At 46.5% G+C, this 20,621-nt stretch carries 22 protein-coding genes and 1 riboswitch; of the genes, 16 read left to right on the plus strand and 6 right to left on the minus strand.

Going from position 1 to position 20,621, the window contains the following annotated elements; all coding sequences use genetic code 11:
- Positions 1–16 precede the first annotated feature (16 nt).
- The 5 genes from ACXACN_RS03165 (at position 17) to ACXACN_RS03185 (ending at position 5,028) form a co-directional block, all read left to right on the plus strand.
- A complete protein-coding gene (locus ACXACN_RS03165) occupies positions 17–1,570 on the plus strand; it encodes a SagB/ThcOx family dehydrogenase (RefSeq protein ID WP_474962259.1) in 1,554 nt (517 codons plus the stop codon).
- A 258-nt stretch (positions 1,571–1,828) separates the two neighbouring features.
- Positions 1,829–1,987, plus strand: coding sequence for a hypothetical protein (locus tag ACXACN_RS03170; RefSeq protein ID WP_474962260.1), 159 nt, complete (start codon positions 1,829–1,831; stop codon positions 1,985–1,987).
- Between the two features lie 275 nt (positions 1,988–2,262).
- A riboswitch (purine riboswitch) is annotated at positions 2,263–2,363 on the plus strand.
- A 67-nt stretch (positions 2,364–2,430) separates the two neighbouring features.
- Positions 2,431–3,723: an NCS2 family permease gene (locus ACXACN_RS03175; RefSeq protein ID WP_474962262.1), complete on the plus strand. Its 1,293-nt coding sequence runs from the start codon at positions 2,431–2,433 to the stop codon at positions 3,721–3,723.
- 247 nt (positions 3,724–3,970) lie between these two features.
- Positions 3,971–4,462: a hypothetical protein gene (locus ACXACN_RS03180; protein WP_474962264.1), complete on the plus strand. Its 492-nt coding sequence runs from the start codon at positions 3,971–3,973 to the stop codon at positions 4,460–4,462.
- Positions 4,462–5,028 (plus strand): DUF4256 domain-containing protein, encoded by a 567-nt coding sequence (locus ACXACN_RS03185; RefSeq protein ID WP_474962266.1) that lies wholly within the window; start codon positions 4,462–4,464, stop codon positions 5,026–5,028. The genes ACXACN_RS03180 and ACXACN_RS03185 overlap by 1 nt, the downstream gene beginning before the upstream one ends.
- Before the next feature lie 75 nt (positions 5,029–5,103).
- Here the strand turns inward: ACXACN_RS03185 and ACXACN_RS03190 are convergent, their stop codons facing one another.
- Complete coding sequence (locus ACXACN_RS03190) at positions 5,104–6,009, minus strand: VanW family protein (RefSeq protein ID WP_474962268.1); 906 nt, start codon at positions 6,007–6,009, stop codon at positions 5,104–5,106.
- A 184-nt stretch (positions 6,010–6,193) separates the two neighbouring features.
- On the opposite strand from ACXACN_RS03190, the gene ACXACN_RS03195 reads away from it, so the two are divergent.
- The 4 genes from ACXACN_RS03195 to ACXACN_RS03210 all read left to right on the plus strand — a co-directional run bounded on the left by ACXACN_RS03195 (position 6,194) and on the right by ACXACN_RS03210 (position 9,519).
- Entirely contained in the window at positions 6,194–6,778 is a 585-nt protein-coding gene (locus ACXACN_RS03195) for a hypothetical protein (RefSeq protein WP_474962269.1), read from the plus strand.
- A gap of 103 nt (positions 6,779–6,881) precedes the next feature.
- Positions 6,882–7,571 carry a response regulator transcription factor gene (locus ACXACN_RS03200; RefSeq protein WP_474962271.1) on the plus strand — a complete coding sequence of 230 codons (690 nt, stop codon included), beginning with the start codon at positions 6,882–6,884 and terminating at the stop codon, positions 7,569–7,571.
- Complete coding sequence (locus tag ACXACN_RS03205) at positions 7,549–8,958, plus strand: HAMP domain-containing sensor histidine kinase (RefSeq protein WP_474962273.1); 1,410 nt, start codon at positions 7,549–7,551, stop codon at positions 8,956–8,958. The genes ACXACN_RS03200 and ACXACN_RS03205 overlap by 23 nt, the downstream gene beginning before the upstream one ends.
- Before the next feature lie 108 nt (positions 8,959–9,066).
- The gene (locus tag ACXACN_RS03210; protein WP_474962275.1) at positions 9,067–9,519 is read left to right on the plus strand and encodes a hypothetical protein; all 453 of its coding nucleotides are present in this window, start codon (positions 9,067–9,069) and stop codon (positions 9,517–9,519) included.
- Positions 9,520–9,587: 68 nt separating this feature from the next.
- Here the strand turns inward: ACXACN_RS03210 and ACXACN_RS03215 are convergent, their stop codons facing one another.
- Positions 9,588–10,322, minus strand: a complete 735-nt coding sequence (locus tag ACXACN_RS03215; protein ID WP_474962277.1) for a poly-gamma-glutamate hydrolase family protein — start codon at positions 10,320–10,322, stop codon at positions 9,588–9,590.
- Between the two features lie 515 nt (positions 10,323–10,837).
- On the opposite strand from ACXACN_RS03215, the gene dacB reads away from it, so the two are divergent.
- Together dacB and ACXACN_RS03225 are read left to right on the plus strand one after the other, a co-directional pair.
- Complete coding sequence (gene dacB, locus ACXACN_RS03220) at positions 10,838–12,322, plus strand: D-alanyl-D-alanine carboxypeptidase/D-alanyl-D-alanine endopeptidase (RefSeq protein ID WP_474962279.1); 1,485 nt, start codon at positions 10,838–10,840, stop codon at positions 12,320–12,322.
- A gap of 86 nt (positions 12,323–12,408) precedes the next feature.
- Positions 12,409–13,620 (plus strand): cation:proton antiporter, encoded by a 1,212-nt coding sequence (locus tag ACXACN_RS03225; protein ID WP_474962280.1) that lies wholly within the window; start codon positions 12,409–12,411, stop codon positions 13,618–13,620.
- Positions 13,621–13,722: 102 nt separating this feature from the next.
- Here ACXACN_RS03225 and ACXACN_RS03230 read toward each other — a convergent pair whose 3' ends face one another.
- Genes ACXACN_RS03230 through ACXACN_RS03240 form a run of 3 tightly spaced genes read right to left on the minus strand, consistent with a single transcriptional unit; the run spans position 13,723 to position 15,891 of the window.
- On the minus strand, positions 13,723–14,448 hold the full coding sequence (locus tag ACXACN_RS03230) for an NAD-dependent protein deacylase (protein ID WP_474962282.1): 726 nt from the start codon (positions 14,446–14,448) through the stop codon (positions 13,723–13,725).
- A 15-nt stretch (positions 14,449–14,463) separates the two neighbouring features.
- Positions 14,464–15,204, minus strand: coding sequence for an oxygen-insensitive NADPH nitroreductase (nfsA, locus tag ACXACN_RS03235; RefSeq protein ID WP_474962284.1), 741 nt, complete (start codon positions 15,202–15,204; stop codon positions 14,464–14,466).
- A 12-nt stretch (positions 15,205–15,216) separates the two neighbouring features.
- On the minus strand, positions 15,217–15,891 hold the full coding sequence (locus ACXACN_RS03240; RefSeq protein ID WP_474962286.1) for a hypothetical protein: 675 nt from the start codon (positions 15,889–15,891) through the stop codon (positions 15,217–15,219).
- A gap of 160 nt (positions 15,892–16,051) precedes the next feature.
- On the opposite strand from ACXACN_RS03240, the gene ACXACN_RS03245 reads away from it, so the two are divergent.
- Positions 16,052–16,396 carry a hypothetical protein gene (locus ACXACN_RS03245; protein ID WP_474962287.1) on the plus strand — a complete coding sequence of 115 codons (345 nt, stop codon included), beginning with the start codon at positions 16,052–16,054 and terminating at the stop codon, positions 16,394–16,396.
- A 12-nt stretch (positions 16,397–16,408) separates the two neighbouring features.
- Here ACXACN_RS03245 and ACXACN_RS03250 read toward each other — a convergent pair whose 3' ends face one another.
- Positions 16,409–16,657 carry a hypothetical protein gene (locus tag ACXACN_RS03250; RefSeq protein WP_474962289.1) on the minus strand — a complete coding sequence of 83 codons (249 nt, stop codon included), beginning with the start codon at positions 16,655–16,657 and terminating at the stop codon, positions 16,409–16,411.
- 425 nt (positions 16,658–17,082) lie between these two features.
- Between ACXACN_RS03250 and ACXACN_RS03255 the strand changes: the two genes are divergently transcribed.
- The 4 genes from ACXACN_RS03255 to ACXACN_RS03270 all read left to right on the plus strand — a co-directional run bounded on the left by ACXACN_RS03255 (position 17,083) and on the right by ACXACN_RS03270 (position 20,606).
- Positions 17,083–18,057 (plus strand): ATP-binding cassette domain-containing protein, encoded by a 975-nt coding sequence (locus tag ACXACN_RS03255; protein WP_474962290.1) that lies wholly within the window; start codon positions 17,083–17,085, stop codon positions 18,055–18,057.
- Positions 18,047–18,826 (plus strand): ABC transporter permease, encoded by a 780-nt coding sequence (locus ACXACN_RS03260; RefSeq protein WP_474962292.1) that lies wholly within the window; start codon positions 18,047–18,049, stop codon positions 18,824–18,826. The genes ACXACN_RS03255 and ACXACN_RS03260 overlap by 11 nt, the downstream gene beginning before the upstream one ends.
- Positions 18,827–18,981: 155 nt before the next feature.
- Complete coding sequence (rsgA, locus tag ACXACN_RS03265; RefSeq protein WP_474962293.1) at positions 18,982–20,007, plus strand: ribosome small subunit-dependent GTPase A; 1,026 nt, start codon at positions 18,982–18,984, stop codon at positions 20,005–20,007.
- Positions 20,008–20,087: 80 nt separating this feature from the next.
- Entirely contained in the window at positions 20,088–20,606 is a 519-nt protein-coding gene (locus ACXACN_RS03270) for an RDD family protein (RefSeq protein ID WP_474962295.1), read from the plus strand.
- The last annotated feature ends 15 nt before the right edge of the window (positions 20,607–20,621 follow it).

The raw sequence follows: 20,621 nt of genomic DNA on the forward strand, positions 1-20,621 counted from the left end.
CTGAAGGAGGCGTGTCATGGATCTTGATCGTTTTTTATACTCCTTGCAATTTGAAAGTGATCGGGTCATTCCAGCGGATTGGAAAGTCGCATGGGAGGACGCTCCGCTCCCTTATAAACTCTATCAGTGCCTACAGGAAATCCCGCTCGACTGTGACATTCCGCTTTCATTAGACGAATCGTCATTGGATACTACGACTGGACTTAAGCGACTCAGTCATTTACTCTGGTATGTTTACGGACAGACAGGATACAGTGAAACAACCATGCCGCTTACAAAAGGGGAGGGTGTAGAAACCATCCATGCGTTCCGCCGTTGTGTCCCTTCGGGTGGGGGCTTGTATCCGAGTGAATTGTACATCTATTTAAAAATGGAGGACGTCCCATACGGCATCTACCATTATGATGCCGCTCACCACCGGCTTCATCTGATTCGAGAGGGGAATTTCGATTCTTTTCTGACTCGCGCACTTGGAAATCGCTGCGATTTATCTGAAGCGCAGGGAGTGCTAGTCGTGACGACGATGTTTTGGAAAAACTTTTTCAAATACAACCATTTCGCTTATCGTCTGCAAGGCCTGGATGCAGGAGCGCTCCTCGGTCAATGGCAGGAAGTGAGTTCGCATGCCCGATTCAATACAACGGTGTTTCTTCAATTTCTCGACCGTCCGATCCACCATTTGCTGGGATTGGATGAAAGGGAGGAGAGTCCCTACGCCGTTGTCCCTTTTGCAGATAGAAAGCATTCGTTTATAAAAAATAACATAGAAAACCTGCCTGCCTCAGAATGGATCCGAGACATTCCGGAAGTCAAAACCAATCACTATCAACGTTCGATAAATGTCCTTGATTTTCCATACATTAAAAAAATCAATCAACAGGCCATGTTTGACTCTCCTGTGCAATTCGGGCATATCAAACACAAACAGCCCCATCCGAATATGGACCCGTCCCAGCCGTTGCCGGAAGTTGAACCATTGGTCTACGATTTGGCCGAGGCGTGCCGCAAGAGGCATTCACCAGAACTGAATTTTATAAACCGAACCATTCCTTTAAAGCAGCTCGCTTTGCTTTTGAAAGAGACGGTCAAACCATTCCATACGGACCTCTATGCAGAAGACGACCACTCCTCCTTGTCGATCTATGGATGTTTTCATGGGGTGGAAGGATTGACTGACGGCGCTTACCGCTATAATGCTCACTCTCATTCATTGATTGAGGTCGGTCAAGGGGACTTCCGCCTCCCGTTGCAGAGGGCGATGAAGGTCGATAACGTCAATCTCCATCAAGTGCCGATCTGTCTTCATATCGTCGGAGAACGGGCCCACTACAAAAAAGATCTCGGGTACAGGGGATACCGGGTTCAGCAGATGGAAGCGGGTATGCTTCTTCAAAACCTATTGTTGACCGCCAGTGCACTGGGTATGAACGGTCATCCGCTGCTTGGGTATGACGGGAAGGCATGTGATCGGATCTATCAGTTGGAGAAATCCGGAGAAACAACGCTCATTCAAATTCCTATTGGCTTTTACCGACCGAAAAGCTCGCTAATTGGAAACATGCACACCTAATCGATCGGCCAGGGCACTTTTTAACAGAAGGGGAAATCTCCTGAGGGAATATCGGGAGATTCCCATTTTTTTAGTCTTTTCATAGAGCCTGAGTAGATCGTATGGTGTAGGAAGGAAATGGTCCTGGGGCCGAGCGGTATAGTTGTAAACCATAGGGGAGGAAGCTTGAATTATAGAGAAGAAAAAAGATGTTCAATTGAAAGAAGAACAGCTGTTTAAACAGTAGATGAGCTGAAACAAGTACATAAAGAGCTGCGGGTGAAACTGAAGGAAGCACTCAGTGGACAGCTGGATGATGAAGCGACACAAGCTTATCTATCTCTGCCCACGGTTGGTGAAATTCTTAACTTCACGATCTATCATGAGGGTGTACTTACCGGTACAGGGAAAGCCTTTAAAGAAAAGATAGCCCAGTGAATGAGCGAAGAAAGCTGATTAGATAAACGGGTCAGCTTTTTTAGTGATCCGGGTCCTTTTTTCTGCCGGTGCATGAAGGACTGGCACTGGAGCAGGTGGCTCGATAGGCGCATGAAAAAAATCGTCTCTCTCTTAGAGGATGGAGACGCTCAATCATTCGTGGAGCATCTTCTGAACGGGTCACTGACTATCAAATATCAGAAAAAAGTGAATTCCCGAACATTTTCCATAGTTATTGACCCCTCTCTTTTCGGTTGTTATGATTCTCCTTATCATTCATAACAGAAAACGCACCTTGTATAAGTTCAGGAATATGGCCTGAACGTTTCTACCAGCTACCGGAAATGGCTCGTCTACAAGGGGAGAAACGTCTATGGTTTTTTCCCTATGTATAAGCACCGGTCGCTGCCGGTGCTTTTTTATATGGTTTCAGGAGGGACATCATGAGAGAATTTTTCCAATTCAAAGAACGAGAAACAACGATTCAAAAAGAAACGCTCGCAGGCATCACGACGTTTCTTTCCATGGCCTATATTCTAGTCGTCAACCCGATTATCCTAAGTCAGGCGGGGATGGATAAAGGAGCACTCTTTACCGCTACGGCTTTATCTGCGATTGTGGGGTCCCTGTTAATCGGACTACTTGCAAATTTCCCTGTAGGGATTGCGCCGAGTATGGGGTTGAACTCATTCTTTACTTTTTCAGTCGTCATCGGGATGGGAATCGAATGGCAGGTTGCGTTAACCGGCGTCTTTATCGCTGGGATCATCTTTATGATTCTTAGTCTTCTTAAGATCCGTGAGAAAATCATCAATGTGATTCCAAAGGATTTGAAGCATGCGATTGCCGGAGGGATCGGCTTTTTCATTGCATTCATTGGCTTGAAAAACGCCGGCATCGTTGTCGGGAGTGAGGAAACGTTCGTATCGATCGGTCAGCTCACATCTCCAACAACGGCTCTTGCCGCCTTAGGTTTTATTGTGACGCTCATGATGTTGGTGCGCGGAATCCGTGGGGGCATTTTTTACGGCATTGTTGTCACTAGTATTATAGGAATGGTTGTTGGGTTAGTGGATGTTCCTACATCAGTCGTAGGAGAAATTCCGAGTCTTGAGCCAACTTTTGGGGTAGTATTTCAACATTTAGGGGATATTTTCACACCAAAAGTTTTAGCTGTTATTTTCACCTTCCTGTTTGTCGCGTTTTTTGATACAGCAGGTGCACTGATTGCGGTTGCGAGTCAGGCTGGAATTATGAAGGATAACCAAATTCCAAACGCAGGCCGTGCCTTGCTTGCAGACTCCACATCCGGAGTGGCTGGGGCCATTTTCGGTACGTCGACCACGGCTTCGTTCGTGGAATCCTCTGCAGGGGTTGCCGTTGGCGGGCGCACAGGATTTACGAGTGTCGTCATTTCGATCTGTTTCTTCATCGCCTTGTTCTTCTCCCCTGTCCTTGGTGTCATCACACCTGAAGTGACGGCCCCTGCGCTTATTATCGTTGGTGCTTTAATGGCGACGGAAGTCAAAGAAATCGACTGGAGTCGTTTTGAAATCGTCGTGCCGGCGTTTGTTACGATCATCATGATGCCGCTCACCTTCAGTGTAGCGACTGGTATTGCACTTGGTTTTATTCTTTATCCTTTCGCTATGATTGCAAAAAGAGATTGGAAGCAGGTACACCCGATCATGTACACGCTTGGTGGACTATTCATCATGTACTTTGTATTCCTGTAAAACGTAGAAGACTCGGGACCGATCAAAGGTTCCGGGTCTTTTTTAGAAAAATAAAATACGTTAGATCCATACACCAAGATTCCGGGAGTGTCCGGTTGATAATTGTTTGTATTTTCGAAATAATGGAAGAGCATTCATGTGAGATGATTCATTTTTCTTCGTTTTGTCGGTCTGTGTCCCTCTCTTTCCACCTGTATAGGAGAGAGGCACCGACGAGATGAATGACCTAATGAAAAAGGGGGAGAACATGGAGGAAACCGAATGGGACCTACAAAAAGTGAAGCGTGCTAAGAAAAAACAACTGTTACAGACCAATTTATTCTTCCTTTTGTTATTCGCTCTGTTTGGCATTTATGTTGAAAACGGAGGGACGACAGGTGGTGTCCTGATCTTTTGTGGTGCCGGTTTATGGATCTTCGCGGCCCATGCATTGTACACGGTCACCACTAGGAAAATGGTGGGGACAACGTCGGCTCGACTTGTCCTGGCTTTTGACATCGATCATATAGGAAAGAAAAAATGGAAGCAGAAGAAGTGGGTCGAGGTCGTGATTCTTTTCTTGTTAAGCATTGGGATCACCGTCGTTTTATTCAAGATGGATGTGAACGCGGCACGAATGGAATTCCCTCTGGATGCCATTCCATTTATCGGTGCCTGGATTGGCACGAATATCGGACAAGCGGTTAGAATTAAGAACTTAAACCAAGAGGATACGAAACGAATAAAGGAGGAATCATGATGACTGCGCATGAAAAAGAGCTTCCCAAAGAGGAGAAGGAAGAATTGCTCTGCACATTAAAGGCGCGTTTTGAAAAACACATGAAACGGCACGAAGGATTAGACTGGTCTACGATCGCGTCCAGGTTGGAAGCGGATGCCGAAAAGCTGTGGTCGCTCAACGAAATGGAGAGAACCGGTGGGGAACCGGATGTGGTTGGCTATGATCAAGAGATGGATAGCTACGTGTTTTATGATTGCTGCAAAGAAAGCCCAGAAGGCAGGAGGAGTGTTTGCTACGATCGTGCCGCGTTAGAATCGAGAAAAAAATACAAGCCGGAAACGAGCGCGGTGGATCTAGCTGATGCGATAGGTATCGAAATCCTTACCGAATCACAATACCGGACCCTGCAGGAGCTAGGGGAATTTGATTTGAAAACGTCGAGCTGGGTACAGACGCCTCAAGAGATTAGAGAACTTGGCGGGGCACTTTTTTGCGATCGTCGCTTCAATCACGTCTTCGTGTATCACAACGGTGCCGACTCTTATTATAAAGCCAGGGGATTTCGCGGCGCGCTCTTTGTCTAACCTCTTCCAAAAAAAAGCCTCTCCTTCCTATGTTATAAGAAAGGACAGGCTTTTTTCGTGTATTTTTCTAACTTCTTAATGGGTGTGTTCTTCCTGCATCTGTTGGCCTGCATCCGTTGCTTCCCTTGGTTCGGTGACAATCTCATCAGTGGAATACACTTTCACCAACATCTGCCCGCCATAAACCTTTGCCCGGATCAATAAAGGCTGATTGTATGGGTTTTTAAATGTAAAATCAGGACCGTACCAGCTGACGGTCGCGTCCCGGCCTTCCGGTACATAGGGGACACGTTTGCTGTGTGAATAGCGTTCAAGAATCTTGACGCCGGCTTTGTCCACGGAGTTGAACAGCGTGGAAGACAGCTGACAGATGCCCCCGCCGATGCCTTCGGATACTTCCCCTTTGACGATGATCGGCGCTTTTTTATACCCCTTTTCCACCGTCCTTTTTCCTACCACTGTATTAAAAGAAAATACCTCGCCGGGAAAGACGACATGGCTGTCCAGGGCTTCTGAAGCCAGACGAATATTGTGGGACCGTTCTTCATTGTTTTTATTAAAATAGGTCACGTATTGCCCGATCTGCTTCTCGCGGAGTGTTAAGAGCAGCTCACGATCGACTCTTGGATGAACAGGGATCGTGGGAACTTCCAAAGTAGCTGCACCTTCGTCGTAGAAGTAATGAATAAATTGTGCGGTGAATCTCTTGTGATCGACGTTCGATCCTAACTTACCGGGGATGATTTCATCTGTCTCACCGAACCTTGCTCGAACCGGCTCACGATAGATTTTACCCTCCAACTGTTTCAAGAACTGCGCGGTTTTCTTTTGATCGATGAAAGGTTTGCCCAACATTTCATCTGTAAAGTCCTCTCGATTCACGGTCATTACTTCTTTTCCATTATGAGTGATGGATAAATTCTCTTCCTGAATGAACGGTGCAGCAATTAGTAAGCAAAGTGATAAGATAGCTGTTTTCATCCCTGACTCCTCCTGACTTTAGTATGAGTAGGTGCTGGTGGAATCATGTGATGAAGTTTTGGAAAGTGTCGAAGCGTAAAAACGCCGGTGTTGAAGAAGAAATCTTTTTTTGACATCTTCCTGACTTATTCCTTTTGTAGGATGAACGTGTACCACAAAAATGACACCCACAGGAGGGCTAACAATGAAAAACGTTTTATCAAAAAAAGTTCTGACAGGTGCAATTGCTTTAGCTATTGCCATACCGGGAATTTCCTACGCCTCAAGTACGACAGGTACAGAGATTGAGGCAGTTGCAAACCAGGTCGTGGTCGAAACGGGGGAGACAGAGATCCGCAGTCTTCTTCAGTCTTACAAAAACGGAGAACTTACTGAAGATGAAGTGGTAGAAAAATTGAGAGAGCAAAAACGTTTCTTCTTCCATAAAGGAAACCACCATTTTGAAAAGATCAACGAAGAAACCAAGCAAAAACTTGAAGACATCAAAGCACAGGTGGAAGCTGAAGAATTGACGAAAGAAGAGGCTCGGGAACAGCTTGAAGAACTCGGGATCGAACGTCCTCATCCGAAAGGGTTCAAAAGACAGCTGTTGGATAACCTCACAGATGAACAAAAGACAGCACTAGAAGACATTCGTGAAAAAGTGAATAGCGGAGAGTTGACGAAAGAAGAGGCCAAAGCAGAAATGGAAGCACTGGGGCTGGACTTTTTCCCTGGGCATCGTCCACATGAGTCGGAGGGCAAGGCAGAAGATACGGATTCTTTATAAATCTGGAACCATGAAGAAGGCTTTTTCTTAGGAGGAAGCCTTCTTTTATATTTTTCTTTTCTTTGATCCAACCCTTATAATGAATCAAAAGGAGACAAGGATGATGAGCAAAGTATTGATTGTTGAGGATGAACCGACCATTTCACGCGTACTTGCGGCATATTTAACGAAAAATGGACTCCATGTTGAACGGGTTTTCACAGGCCGGGAAGCCATGCCGATGTTTTCCCAGCATCGACCAGACCTTGTGCTGCTTGATGTGATGCTTCCCGATGTGGATGGGTGGACCATTTTGTCAGACATAAGAAAAAAGAGCTCGTGCCCGGTCATTATGCTGACAGCTCTCGGAGAAATCGATCACCGTTTGAAAGGGTTTGACGGTGGGGCGGATGATTACATAACGAAGCCTTTCATCGGGGAGGAGGTCGTAGCCAGAGTGAAAGCGGTCCTGAGCCGTCCCGTTTCAAGGGTGGAGGAGGACACCCTTCAGTATGGTCCCCTTCGGATCGATCCGAAGGCGCACACGATCCAGCTTAATGGAGAGGAAGTGGACATGTCTCCGAAAGATCGGTCCCTTTTCCTGTTCCTCGTTCAACATCCGAACCAGACGTTCTCCCGAGACCAACTGCTCGATCATGTGTGGGGATTCGATTACGATGGCAGTGACCGGGCGGTGGATCTGTCGATAAAAAGGATCCGCAAAGCGCTCCGCCTCTCCAAAGACGATCCTTATATGATTAAAACCTTACGCGGATTGGGGTATCAGTGGCGTGTTCAAACAAAAGAAACATAAAAACATCTTCTATTACTGGTCAAGAAGATATTTGACGACCCTCTTCATAGGACTCGTGATCATTGCGGTTCTTTCCGTCGTCTGGATTCGTCAGACGACCGTGGATCACCGGCTGAACTTGATGCATATTGTCGCCGAGGAGATTGCGGATCGCGTCGTCAGTACGAATGGCAGGATTTTAGCTGGGCCGCTTTTTGAAGAAATCCTCAGGAAAAGGTCCGAGGAACTGCAGGTGGACGCTGCACCTACAGGCATCGTTGTATCAGCGGAAGGTGAGATTCTTCTTACGAACAACCGGGGAGGAACGTTCAAAAACCGCGGAGACTACCTAGCACAATCCCTTTATGAGACAAGCGAATCGATCATCACATTGGAAGGGAACAAAAAAGCCTACGTCGTAAGCGAACCGATTCAAAATGGTTCTGAAACGTTAGGCTATATCATTCTCGTGAATGAAAAATCGGTGCTTTCAAGCATCAATCAGGAATACCGTCTGCTTGCGGTCATGCTCGGCGGTCTGGGACTCTTAGGCTGGGTGGTCATCTACTTGATGACGAAAAAAGTATCCAAGCCACTCCAAGATACGGCAAAGGCAGCGAAACAAGTGAGTGAAGGGAATTATGAGATCCAGCTTACCGATATTCCGAAAGAAAGGGAGCTCGCTGAATTGATGGGCTCTTTTTCAGAGATGGCGGAAAAATTGAAAAAGCTTGAGCAGATGCGGAATGAATTGCTCGCAGGGGTGACTCATGATTTGAAGACACCAGTCACATCCATGAGCGGCCTGATACAGGCGGTGAAAGATGACATCGTGGACGGAGAGGAAGCGAAAGAATATTTAGAGCTATCATTAAAAGAAATGGAACGTCTGCAAACGATGATCCAGGACTTGTTAAACTTCAATACGTATGCCTCAGGATCATTCTCGATCCACAAAAAATATAAAGACCTTTGTAGTGTTGTCCATGATTTTGCAAAGCAATGGCGATCCCACTCTTCTCACGCCCCTTTGAAAGTGGAATGCCCGGCAGAAGGGATCTATATGAACATGGATGACCATCGCATAAAACAAATGTTGATGAACATCGTCCAAAACGCCGACCATGCTGTAAACGAGTCGCGTGGCACGATTACGATCGCTGTCCATCAACACCAAGACGATGTCGATATCGATATTTCAGATACTGGAAATGGCATCCCGGAAGCAGAAAAGCCGCTCATTTTTGAACGGTTTTACAGAGGGGAACAGAAGAAGCTGAAAGAACGGGGGCTTGGACTTGGTCTGCCTCTGAGCCGGATGCTTGCCCGTGCCCACGGTGGGGATCTTTTTCTGCGTGACTCCTCAAGAAGGGGAACCATTTTTACATTGAGAGTACCGAAAGAATGAAAGCTGGATAGCTCTTTCAAGATGAATACAACGAGTGAAACGATTCTTTGATGCAATCGTATAGAAAGGGAGGAATGGAATAGAAACAACGGATAAGGAGGCATGAGCATGAGTGAAGAGTTGCTGAATAAAATCAGACGCATCCTTGTTTACCTTGCGTTTCTGATGGCTGCTTTCGTTTTGTCTTATTTCTTAGCGTATCCACTCGGGTATGCGCCGAACGGTTACGAAGTGCTCGAAAAAAAGGAGAATTCGGTTCTCGTAGAGTCTCACAACGCCTGGGGACTGGAAGAAGAGAGAATCACCTTTCAACCACCTGAAAATGATGAATGGCAGATGAGTGCTCTTGTCGATCGGATCAATGATCAGAATATCGAGTACCATCTTTTCTTTACGTCGCTTATGGTGACGATTTTCTGGGTAGGAATGGATGTGCTCAAAGGGAAATCCTTATACAGGGTACTCGTTTTCAGCTGTTTGTACGTCTTTGTTTCTGGTTTATCGCTCTTCCGACACTTAAATGATATCCAGAAGATATTAGAAGGGACCCACTACTTATAAGATCTGTGTCTCCAAAAAGTGCATGGTTTATGGAGAGGGGTGAAATGAATACCTCTCCACTCCATGTTTTATCCCTGATATTCCTCCATGGCCCCTTGAACCGCTTCTACATACGCCTCAAAGTCTTCCGTCTCATTGGATGAATCTTTCCTGGATGAGTAACTGATGTCTCCGTCCTTATAAAACGCTTTTCTTTGCGCACGTGTGATCTCCAACTGCACGCCTTTCTCTGTCTTCGTCTTGTTGACGAAATTGTCGGGGTGATCGCCGTCCAGGTGTTCAGGGGCTGTTTCGACAGCGAATCCTTCTTCCTCTAAGTGCCGCTTCACCATTTTCATCAACGCTTCATCCCGGCCGCCTATCAGTGTCTTCGGCTCATCTCCGCCTGCCCCGTGAATGGAAATGTGATAATCGGCCTTTGCGACCATTTCAAGTGCTCTGGGCTCATTAAAGTTTGTGGATGTGATATGTAAGTTTCTGAAATTATCGGAGGCTAATCTTCCTTTGAAGGCGTAATAAGGATAGGATTTCCCAGCAATCGCCTCGGCTAAGGATGAGGTCGTTTCTTCAATGCCACCGCCATGAATCGCACTGACGAGCCATTGTTGATTCCCTTCCGTACTTGTGGTGATGACCCAGTCTTCCCCTTCTTCATACACTTCGGTCAGTTCTTCAAACGAACAGAACCGATCACCCGAGCAGTCATCTTCGATCTTTTGTGATTTTTCTTCTCGTCCATCATTGACAAACCATAGGACCGCTGCAAAGGATACGACAACGGCCAAGGGTAGAATGATCTTCATTTCAACACCTCTTCCTTCTAAGAGTACTTTATCAAGGATGGGTGCAAATGAAAATAGTAAAGCTATGCACATAGAAGAAGGAAGCTGCGGTTTGCCTGCAGCTTCCTTTCGTTTTTCACATGAAGATTCATGCTTGTTGAAAGTACTCCTGGGGGTTAATCGATAAAACCTATCAAATCGATTACACCTGCTGTAAGGAGTAAAAAAGATAAAGCAAAAAGTATGAGTCGCATGACTTTAGAACTGGTTTTCTCGGTTTTAAAAGTTTTGATTCCTTGTAAGGGAAAAAATAGAAGACACAGCCCACACACGATTGTGAAAATAAAGATCGTCCCACCTCCAGTTGTATCCATTCTTTCTCTTTCATACGAAACTCCTGTCCGTCCCGTTTCAAATCCTATACTTTTTCTTCAGTTGCCCGTCCATTCCTGTGTCTTTTGGATGAAGGGTGATAGAAGAGGGAACCAATAAAAACAGGGCAGTTCAATTTTCGATGAAAGGGGAAGCACTTACATATGAACAAATCATGGAGGGGGAAAGGAACAAGTTTCATCCTTATTGTCATGTTGATCTTTTTGATCGCGCCTTTTACAGCTAAGGAAGGGGAGGCGAGAATGGATGGGACGCTGCCGGAAAAAATAGAACAGGTGTTAGCGGATGACCCTCTGAATGGAGCTGTTTACGGAATCAGTATCCGTCATGCCGACACGGGAGACGTGCTTTTTGAAAAAAATTCAGATCTCCGGCTCGTCCCTGCTTCGAATACAAAACTGTTCACAGCGGCGGCTGCTCTTGAAAGCCTTGGACCGGACTACACATTCCAAACGGAACTTTGGACGGATGGAGAGGTGAAACGCGGGCATCTGCATGGAAACCTTTATGTGAAGGGAAATGGGGATCCGACGTTGACGGCGAAGGATTTGGACGCCCTCGTGAAGGCTTTGAAGGAAGCGGGCATTCGTGAAATTTCAGGCAGGCTGATGGCAGATGATACGTGGTACGATGATGTACGTTTATCCGATGGGGTTCAATGGACGGATGAATCGGAGTACTACGGAGCGCAGGTTTCTGCACTGACAGTGTCGCCGGATCGCGATTATGATGCAGGGACAATTATCGTAAAAACGATTCCCAATCATCGTGTAGGAGAGGCGGCTAACGTCGCAGTGATTCCTGATAATGATTATGTGCACATCCTCAATCGAACGGTGACCGTTCCATCTGAAGAAGGTACGGACCTGGAAGTGGAACGGATACACGGCACGAACGAGATCATCATTAAGGGAGAAATCGCTTTGGATGATCCTTTTTCCCATTCGTGGGTCACCGTTTCGGAACCAACGGGACTTGTGATGGATCTTTTTCAACAGTCTCTTGAAAAATACCACATTGCATTCAACGGGGAAGAGGTAGGAACGGCAGTCACGCCTGAAGGTGCGAAACGGCTCGTTTCCAGAGAATCGATGCCGCTTAAACAATTGCTTCTTCCTTTTATGAAACTGAGTAACAACGGGCATGGGGAAGTACTCGTCAAAGAAATGGGCAGGCTTGTCCGAGAAGAAGGAAGCTGGGATCAGGGCCTTGTTGTGGTGGAGGATGAACTGAAGAAGATGGGTATGGATGTCGAGACGATGCAAATGAAAGATGGATCAGGTTTGTCACGGTCAAACTTGATTCCTGCGCATGAAATTACAGAGTTGCTTTTTCAAGTGCAGGAAAAAGAGTGGTTTCCAGCCTTTCTAAAGTCCTTGCCTGTCGCTGGCCATTCAGATCGATTCATAGGTGGGACGTTACGCTCCCGAATGAAAGGCACAGAAGCAGAAGGCAACGTGCGAGCGAAAACAGGGACGCTGTCAGAAGTCTCTTCCCTCTCCGGCTACGTTACATCAGAAAGTGGGGAACCGCTGATTTTTGCCTTTGTCTTCAACAACGTTTTGTCTGAGGAAGTCAAGGACTTGGAAGATCAACTCACGGTCCTTTTAGCGGAGCATACCTATTGAAAAAAGGTGTTGTCCGATTTTACGGGTAGGCTTTCATCATTCAGGGTAAAACTAACGAAAGGTTTTGATTCTAGGGAGGGTTATTCATGCACGGCTTTCACGATGTATTCATACAAATTCTACTGCTGCTCGCCATCTCCGTCACGGTGATCGCCATCGCGAAACTGTTGAAGGAACCGGATTCGGTGGCACTTGTTCTTGTCGGTCTTGTCCTCGGACTGACCCAGCTGCCATTCATTGAGGAAGCGGAGAGCTATATCACACAGTCGGAAGTGTTCCAGGCGACTGTCATTTCGCTTTTCCTCCCTATCCTGCTTGGGGATGCAACGTTAAAGCTGCCTTTTCACCATCTATTTTCACAAAAGAAAACCGTGATGGGGCTGGCGTTTTTAGGAACGTTCATTTCCTCACTCAGCATCGGGGCCGCGGCTTATTTCTTTTTGGACCTGCCACTTGCTGTTGCCTTTACATTTGCTGCCCTCATGAGTGCAACAGATCCGATCAGTGTGCTCTCCATTTTCAAGTCACTCGGTGTGAAACAGAAAATGTCAACGATCATGGAGGGGGAGTCCCTATTCAATGACGGCATTGCGGTCGTCCTCTTTAAAATCGCAAGCATCTACTTGCTCACCTATATCGAGATGGGCTGGGCCGGTTTAGGAAGCGGGGTTTTCATGTTCTTGAAGTTTGCCGTCGGTGGCGCTCTTATCGGACTGATTCTGGGATTTGTTTTCTCTCAAGTGATCCGCATTTTCGATGATTATCCGCTGGAGGTCGCCTTTAGTGCGCTGTTGTTTTTCGGAAGTTACTTTATCGCTGAACATTTTCATACGTCAGGCGTTATCGCTGTGGTCGTCGCTGGGTTCGTATTCGGCGATTATGGAGCGAAGATTGGCATGTCCAAAGAAACGAAGACGAACATCAATACGTTCTGGGATAGCATCACTCTGCTAGCCAATGCGCTAATCTTCCTCATGGTCGGACTTGAAATACGGAACATCGATTTTGCTGGCAATTGGGGATACATTGTCGGAGCGATTCTCATTGTCTTAGTCGGACGTACGATCGCGGTTTACATCGGAACGGGATGGGTGAAAGAGATTTCTTCCAAAGAACGACTGCTCATCAACTGGGGAGGATTAAGAGGAAGCCTCTCGATTGCTCTTGCCTTGAGTCTTCCCATGGATTTCGACGGCCGTGAACAAGTCCTGTTGCTCACCTTTTCCGTCGTCCTCTTCTCCTTAATCGTCCAAGGACTCACCTTAAAACCAGTCATCAAGAAGCTGGGTTTAGCCTAGCATCTTAACATCCTAACGTCCTAACATCCGGATATCCATATTTTGGTGTACCAGGTCATACAAATAATGGAAAAAAGCCTCCTTCATTGAAGGAGGCCTTTTTTACATGGTTTCTTTTATTCTTGCTATGGCTTCGGACAGATCCTCGTGTAGGACATAGTCAAACAGATGATCTTTATCCGTTGGTTCGTTGTTGATCAGGACGGTCGTCGTGTTTTCCTGTTCATAGGCGAGATACGGAAGCAGGTTGAATGGCGTCACGAAAAGCGATGTACCCATGACAAGCAGGAGGTCTGCTTGTTCGATGATCGTTTCTGCCTCATCATGAGCGGTGATCAGATCTCCAAAAAGGAGCACATCCGGTTTTAGAACCGATCCACATTCCTCACAAACAGGTACAGCCACTTTCATAACCTCATCCAAAGAATAGGACCTCCCGCAATCTGGACAGCTTGAGCGGTTCAATGTGCCGTGATATTCAAGCACCCTGGAACTGCCGGCAAGCGTATGAAGCCCATCGACATTCTGGGTAATTACAGACACTTCCCTGTCGGCTGTTTCCAAATCCTTGATGAACTGATGGACAAGATTCGGCTGGTAGTTCTTCAGGAGCTTCATCCGGAAGATGGCCTTATATTTTTTCCAAAAATCCTCGGGATCATGGAAAAAGTAATCGGTCGACATGTAGTACTCACGGTCATAGTCCTCTGTCCATAATCCTTCGCTTGAACGGAAGTCAGGAATTCCGCTGGCTGTCGACACACCGGCACCGGTCAGGACGGCGATCCTTTCCGCACTTTTCAAGTTCAAAGCAATCGTTTCATGCATAGACGGCTACACTCCTTACTGCTTGTTGAAGCCTTTCTTTTTCACGATACTCGTGACGTCCATCCGCATCGGTTTCGTGAAGCGGCGCAGCATTTGGTCCGTCCACGAATCGTTTCTTGTGTTCGTCTGGCGGGACTGATAATACGCAGCGATTTTGTCGTCAAAGGCTTTAAGCTCATCTGTGTGGTCGCGCTTGTATTCATTTTCAAAATAAATCGCTTGTTTCGGCAGACGCGGTTTCTGATCGGGTTGGTGGTCGGGTTCTCCGATGACCATGCCGAAGAGCGGAATGACATGTTTCGGTAATCCCAGGATCTCATCTACCTTATCGAGCTGATTGCGGATGCTGCCAATATAGCAAATGCCAAGCCCCATCGATTCTGCAGCAACGGCGGCGTTTTGAGCAGCAAGCGCTGCATCAATCGCTGAAACGAGAAAATGTTCACTGTTCTCAAGATTGGCAACCATCTCTTCATATTGTTCTGAAGAGGCGTGTAAGGTGTGACGATAAAGATCTGCACAAAAGATCAACAAATGGCCGTTCTCTTTCACATATCCTTGCCCCGTAATTTCGGCAAGCTGGGATTTTTTCTTTTCATCTGTCACCCCGATGATGGTGTAGGCCATCATATAACTGGAAGTGGATGCTTGTTGGGCTGCGGATAATATGGTGTCCAGCTGCTCGTCTGTCACAGGTGTCGGTTTGAATTTTCGAATCGAACGGTGGTTCAAAATCGTTTCAATCGTTTCGTTCATGAAGGTTTCCTCCTATTTATAGATCCATTCCGTTTGGACCGGATGTCCAGTACCTGGAGCTGCCATTGGATCTTCACTGGTCACTTGCAATCGTTCTTCCTCCATAAAAGTAACAGATTGGATGGCGTATTGATACTGATTCGGTTTCGGTAGGAGGGGACCTTCTGCGTGTTGTAGTTGGATCGGTTCGAGGCTGGCAAGGTCCATGACGATGAGCTGGTGCTTCGGTTTTTCCTCAAACCCACGTTCAAAAAGAAAGGCCGCATACAGCTGATCTGGAGACACCTGTGTGGAAATCAACTGGCTCAAATCACTGATCAAGAATGAGTGTTTTTTTTCAAAATCGAGGATCAAATGTGAGCAGCGCTGTTCGTGACAGGCAAACTCCACCAAGTACTGATCACCCTTTACTTTTGAAAAAGGAAGCTCCTGCAGATGTTGTTCCGGTTGATTAAAGTTGCGCACATATTGGAAGAGAATGGGGTAGTCTTTGGCTGTGAATGGATAGGAAGATTCGTCGAGAGTGAGTTGCATTTTATTTCCACGGCTTTCAACCTTTTCTTCCTTGAGGGAAGGGTCATCGCCTTCGAATGAATTCATGTTCAACGTGTTTTCGGCATCGGCATCAGGGCTGCATGCGGCCAACAATAGGAGTAACAAGCTTACCCACCACACGTTTTTATACATCATCAGCCATCCTCTCACTAAAAAAGCTCTTTTCTCAAGGATACCATAAGAGATGCAGACGCATGAGGGAAAAACTTTTTAGCGTTCAACCGCGTTCTTGAAGGATTCGGGAATAGAAAAAAAGAAATATATTCATATATAAAAAAGCGAGGTGCAGGCAATGGGGGAACTCTACAGTTTCAAAGATTTTCAGTTGAAAAAAGAGAAAAGGGTGGATGACCCGAGAATAATCGTAGCCATTTATCAGAGTGTCGTTTATTATGTGCATTTGTATATCGATGCAACGTTTGAACATCCGCTGGAACACTTAACGACTAATGTGGACCTTGCCACTGTGTTTCATCATGACCGTTCCAAATTTACGGAAGCGCTTGCCGTGCTTCGTCAGCATTGGAACATTTCTCATGAGGACCACCTTGATTTATGTGAACATGATGTGTTCGCCCGGTTCCCGACGGTAGGAGATCTGTGTATGTATATAGAAAAAAAGGTGAAAGACCCATAAGACGATGATTTCTCACGTCTCATAGCCTTTCACCTTTTTTGTGTTGACGATGCCTACATAAAATTGTGTAAGCCCGATTCCGACCAAAAGAGGACCGACACTCGTCGCAAGCATGGTACTGATCAGCGTCTGAACCATCCCGATCGCAATTAACATCATATATTTTTCTGCTTTAAAAGCTACGTATGAACCGAACAAAGTCCCGATACTGATGATCAAAAGAGCCGGCATCAGCCAAGGATAAATTTGAGTGAGCTCCATGGGATTCACCTCCTTGTAACATTCTGTAAATTCTTATTATTGGAAATTCTAGCACGTTTTGAAACAAGGTTTCAACCGTGAAAACCGTCTAGTTTTGGCGGTTTTATGCTAAGACACAAAAATGAGGATACCCCGCTTGAAACAGTTTCAAACTTTTCAGGAGGACTTCCTGATTCAATGCGCTAAAGTCACCAGTAAAAGGTCGGAAGTCACTGATAAAAGTCCAAAACTCACTGTTAAACAACCGAAACCCACTGATAAAAGCTCAAAACCCACCGATAAACAATCGAAACCCACTGATAAAAGCTTAAAACCCACCGATAAAAGGTCACCGCCTTGAGTTCCAATGTGGGAAGAAGGGTTTGGAAAAGTGATTATGGTGGGACTTTTGTATATAGTTAAGATATGGAAAGAGGACTGGAGGGATGATAGTGAATGGGAAAATCGTTGTCGAACATTTAACGAAAACGTTCAAAAAAGGAAACGTCCAAGCCGTGAAAGATGTCTCGTTCGAAGTAGAGGAAGGCGAATTTTTCGCCTTTTTAGGACCGAACGGCGCAGGGAAATCGACCACGGTCCAAATATTGACGACTCTCATCAACGCAACTTCCGGGAAAGCAGAAGTCGCCGGGCATGACGTCATTCGGGAACCGGAAAAAGTCAGACGCTACATCGGCGTCGCCCTTCAGGAAACAGGGGTGGATCCGGATCTGACCGGCCGGGAGATGTTGGAACTGCAAGCGTATATTTTCGGATTCCAAAAAGAAGAAGGAAAAAAGAGGGCGCAGGAACTATTGGAGATTGTGCAGCTGACTGAATCGGCGGAACGTAGAATCGGCAACTATTCAGGCGGAATGAGGAGACGTCTCGATCTTGCCCTGACGCTCGTCAATGAACCGAAGATTCTGTTTCTTGATGAACCGACGACAGGGCTTGATCCTTCGAACCGGATGGCGATCTGGGAGGAACTGCGCCGGTTGAATGAAGAAGTCGGGACGACCATTTTTCTTACGACCCAATATTTAGAGGAAGCTGATTCGCTTGCTCATCGCATCAGTATCATTAATGACGGAGAAATTGTAGCGACGGGAACACCGAAAGAATTGAAAGCGCAAATCGGGAATGATCTCATTACGCTGACGTTGAAAAATGAGGATCAGCAATCTGAGGCGGTGGAGTACTTGCGCGGGCATATGTCTGACGTGGATGTGATCAGCCGTCAGGATAAGGTTCTCGTTTATGTTGAGGAGGGGACGAAGCAGCTGTTGGAAGTGGTCCGACTATTTGATCAGGAAGGATACGAGATTGAAGATATCCAACTCTCCTCCCCAACCTTGGATGATATTTTCTTGAAAATTACGAGTGAGAAAAAGGAAGGGGTGAGAGCAGGTGGGGAATAACCTTTGGAAAGATACGTGGCTCATGACTGTAAGGAATATCAAAACAACGTTACGTAATCCATTCTCTTTTATTCCAAACTTGATCATATCTGCTTTCTTCCTCCTTGTGTATGAAGGCGGGTTAAGTGGGATCTCTCAACTCCCTAACTTTGAAGGAGCGAACTACTTGGCGTTCATTCTTCCTGTATCAATTGTATCTGCAGCCATCGGTGGTGCCGGTGGTGCCGGGCAGAGCATCGTCAAAGATATCGAAAATGGCTTTTTCTCCCGCTTGTTGCTGACACCAGCTTCAAGACTCGCGATCGTTCTTGGACCGATCATCGCCGGGATGCTTCAACTCGTCGTGCAAACGTTGCTGATTATCGGCATCGCCTTTTTGCTTGGCCTTGATGTGGTGACAGGCTTTGGAGGGATCCTTTTTGTCCTGCTTATTGCTGTTGGGTGGGGTCTTGCTTTTGCTGGTTATTCCGCAGGAGTTGCCCTTCGTACAGGGAACGCCCAGGCCGCACAAGCCGGAACGTTCATTTTCTTCCCGCTCATCTTTCTGAGCACCACTTTCGTTCCGTATGAGCTGATTGAGGCGCAGTGGTTGAAAATCGCAGCAACGATCAATCCAACGACTTATATTTTTGAAAGTATGCGCACAGCGCTTATCGATGGATGGGTCTTCTGGGAATTGATGCAGGGTGTATTCGCGATCATTATCGTATGCACCATTACGATTACATTTGCGGCTATTTCTGCGAAAAAAGCCGTTTCCCGCGGATAAACTTGAGTCACTGGCAAAAAATTCTGATATAATAACACTAACCAAAAAGTTAGGAGTGATGTTTTATGTCAAACGTAACCAATATATTCAAATCAAACCAATCCAATCACGGAGGACATCACTCGTAACGTCCTCCAAAATTCAGGAGGAATGAAATGAAACGAACGGATTTTACACAATTTTTTAAAGCACAGCGTAACGAAGGGGAACACATCGGAAGGGTGACACGCCTGACACACGGCCTGTACACGGTCGTGGATGATGAACAAGAGCGGAACGGGGAAGTATCCGGCAAATTTCATCATAACGTCGAGAATGACAAGGATTACCCGGCTGTCGGGGATTGGGTCGTTTTTGAACCTTATGATGCAGGAGCACGTGCCAAGATCCACCGCGTCTTAGAACGAAAAACGGTCTTGTCCAGGAAAAAGGCGGGCGGAAGTCATCAGGAGCAAATCATTGCGGCGAACATTGATACGGTGTTCATCGTCACCGCCTTGACTCAGGAATTTAACCCTAGAAGAATCGAACGGTATGTACAGCAGGTTTATGAAAGCGGCGCGAGTCCGGTAGTTATATTGACAAAAAGGGATTTGTGCGAAACGGTTGCTGATCACGTGGCTGAAGTCGAAGGTGCTGCCCCTGGTGTTCCTGTTTATGCAGTTGACAGTTTGACAGGAGCAGGAATGGAAGAGCTTGTTACTGAACGACGTGCTGGCGAAACGATTTCGCTTGTCGGCTCTTCGGGTGTTGGAAAGTCAACGCTCATCAATCACTTGCTTGGAATGGAAAAACAAGCCACGCAAGGCGTACGGGAAGAGGATCAGCGCGGACGTCATACGACGACGCACAGAGAGCTGTTTGAATTGCCGAACGGCACTTATATCATTGATACACCTGGCATGCGCGAATTGCAGCTTTGGGGTGGAGATGAGGAAGGGGTCGACCAGACGTTTTCCGATATCGACCATTTGAGCGCATCATGTAAATTCAGAGATTGTAAACACGAGCAAGAGCCTGGATGTGCCGTAAAGCAAGCCATCGGAGAAGGAGAGCTCGATGCGGCCCGTCTGAAAAGCTACAACAAGTTGAAACGGGAGCTGAAGCGGCTCGAGCTGAAGGATCGGTACGGAACACACCGCACGAACCGGATGCTTCACGGACCGAATGCGATCAAGTAGGGAGAAGGGGTGCCGGGGCCGGTACCTCTTTTCTTATTGAATCCTAGCAGGTGATTAAGGCTGACCCAAGGGGGAATCCGATGTTGTATGCGCCTTTTATACAGCGAATCTATGCTTTTGTTTTGGATTATCTGATCATTGCGGCTTACGGAGTTTTCGTTGTGGGTACGATGGCGTTTGTCTTTCAACCGTACGTGACCCCGTTTTTTACCCAATCTCCATTGATCGCCCAAGGGGCAGGGTTTCTTATGATGACCTTACCTGTTTCCCTCTATTTTATTTTCATGGAACAATCCAAATGGCAAGGCACATGGGGGAAGAAAAAAGTAGGAATAAAGGTGGCCGATGAAAGCGGGCGTCGCATCAGTTTGGTTCGTTCCATCATCCGAACGGCTATAAAATTTTTCCCTTGGGAAGTGTCCCATTTTGTCGTATGGCACATGAGGATGCCTGGGAATGTTCCAGAGGGTCTCCTGTCTATGTTATTGATTGTGGTTAACCTCATGATTGTTGCCTTTTTTACGTTTCCGTTACTGAATCGAAAGAAGAAGAATATGTATGACTGGTTTGCTGGGACAGTGGTGGTTCTAGTAAAATAAACGTCCCATGAATGC

This window comes from Halobacillus sp. AWM4_238 (assembly GCF_056158265.1).

Excerpts from the sequence above, each read along its gene's own strand:
- ACXACN_RS03190 (WP_474962268.1), bottom strand. The coding sequence starts at position 6,009 with ATGAAAACAGCTATCTTATCACTTTGCTTACTAATTGCTGCACCGTTC.
- ACXACN_RS03210 (WP_474962275.1), top strand. The coding sequence starts at position 9,067 with ATGAGTGAAGAGTTGCTGAATAAAATCAGACGCATCCTTGTTTACCTT.
- ACXACN_RS03270 (WP_474962295.1), top strand. The coding sequence starts at position 20,088 with ATGTTGTATGCGCCTTTTATACAGCGAATCTATGCTTTTGTTTTGGAT.
- ACXACN_RS03250 (WP_474962289.1), bottom strand. The coding sequence starts at position 16,657 with ATGGAGCTCACTCAAATTTATCCTTGGCTGATGCCGGCTCTTTTGATC.
- ACXACN_RS03165 (WP_474962259.1), top strand. The coding sequence starts at position 17 with ATGGATCTTGATCGTTTTTTATACTCCTTGCAATTTGAAAGTGATCGG.
- ACXACN_RS03195 (WP_474962269.1), top strand. The coding sequence starts at position 6,194 with ATGAAAAACGTTTTATCAAAAAAAGTTCTGACAGGTGCAATTGCTTTA.
- ACXACN_RS03200 (WP_474962271.1), top strand. The coding sequence starts at position 6,882 with ATGAGCAAAGTATTGATTGTTGAGGATGAACCGACCATTTCACGCGTA.
- ACXACN_RS03215 (WP_474962277.1), bottom strand. The coding sequence starts at position 10,322 with ATGAAGATCATTCTACCCTTGGCCGTTGTCGTATCCTTTGCAGCGGTC.
- ACXACN_RS03245 (WP_474962287.1), top strand. The coding sequence starts at position 16,052 with ATGGGGGAACTCTACAGTTTCAAAGATTTTCAGTTGAAAAAAGAGAAA.
- ACXACN_RS03230 (WP_474962282.1), bottom strand. The coding sequence starts at position 14,448 with ATGCATGAAACGATTGCTTTGAACTTGAAAAGTGCGGAAAGGATCGCC.
- ACXACN_RS03225 (WP_474962280.1), top strand. The coding sequence starts at position 12,409 with ATGCACGGCTTTCACGATGTATTCATACAAATTCTACTGCTGCTCGCC.
- ACXACN_RS03255 (WP_474962290.1), top strand. The coding sequence starts at position 17,083 with ATGATAGTGAATGGGAAAATCGTTGTCGAACATTTAACGAAAACGTTC.
- rsgA (WP_474962293.1), top strand. The coding sequence starts at position 18,982 with ATGAAACGAACGGATTTTACACAATTTTTTAAAGCACAGCGTAACGAA.
- ACXACN_RS03185 (WP_474962266.1), top strand. The coding sequence starts at position 4,462 with ATGACTGCGCATGAAAAAGAGCTTCCCAAAGAGGAGAAGGAAGAATTG.
- dacB (WP_474962279.1), top strand. The coding sequence starts at position 10,838 with ATGAACAAATCATGGAGGGGGAAAGGAACAAGTTTCATCCTTATTGTC.
- ACXACN_RS03180 (WP_474962264.1), top strand. The coding sequence starts at position 3,971 with ATGGAGGAAACCGAATGGGACCTACAAAAAGTGAAGCGTGCTAAGAAA.
- ACXACN_RS03175 (WP_474962262.1), top strand. The coding sequence starts at position 2,431 with ATGAGAGAATTTTTCCAATTCAAAGAACGAGAAACAACGATTCAAAAA.
- nfsA (WP_474962284.1), bottom strand. The coding sequence starts at position 15,204 with ATGAACGAAACGATTGAAACGATTTTGAACCACCGTTCGATTCGAAAA.
- ACXACN_RS03240 (WP_474962286.1), bottom strand. The coding sequence starts at position 15,891 with ATGTATAAAAACGTGTGGTGGGTAAGCTTGTTACTCCTATTGTTGGCC.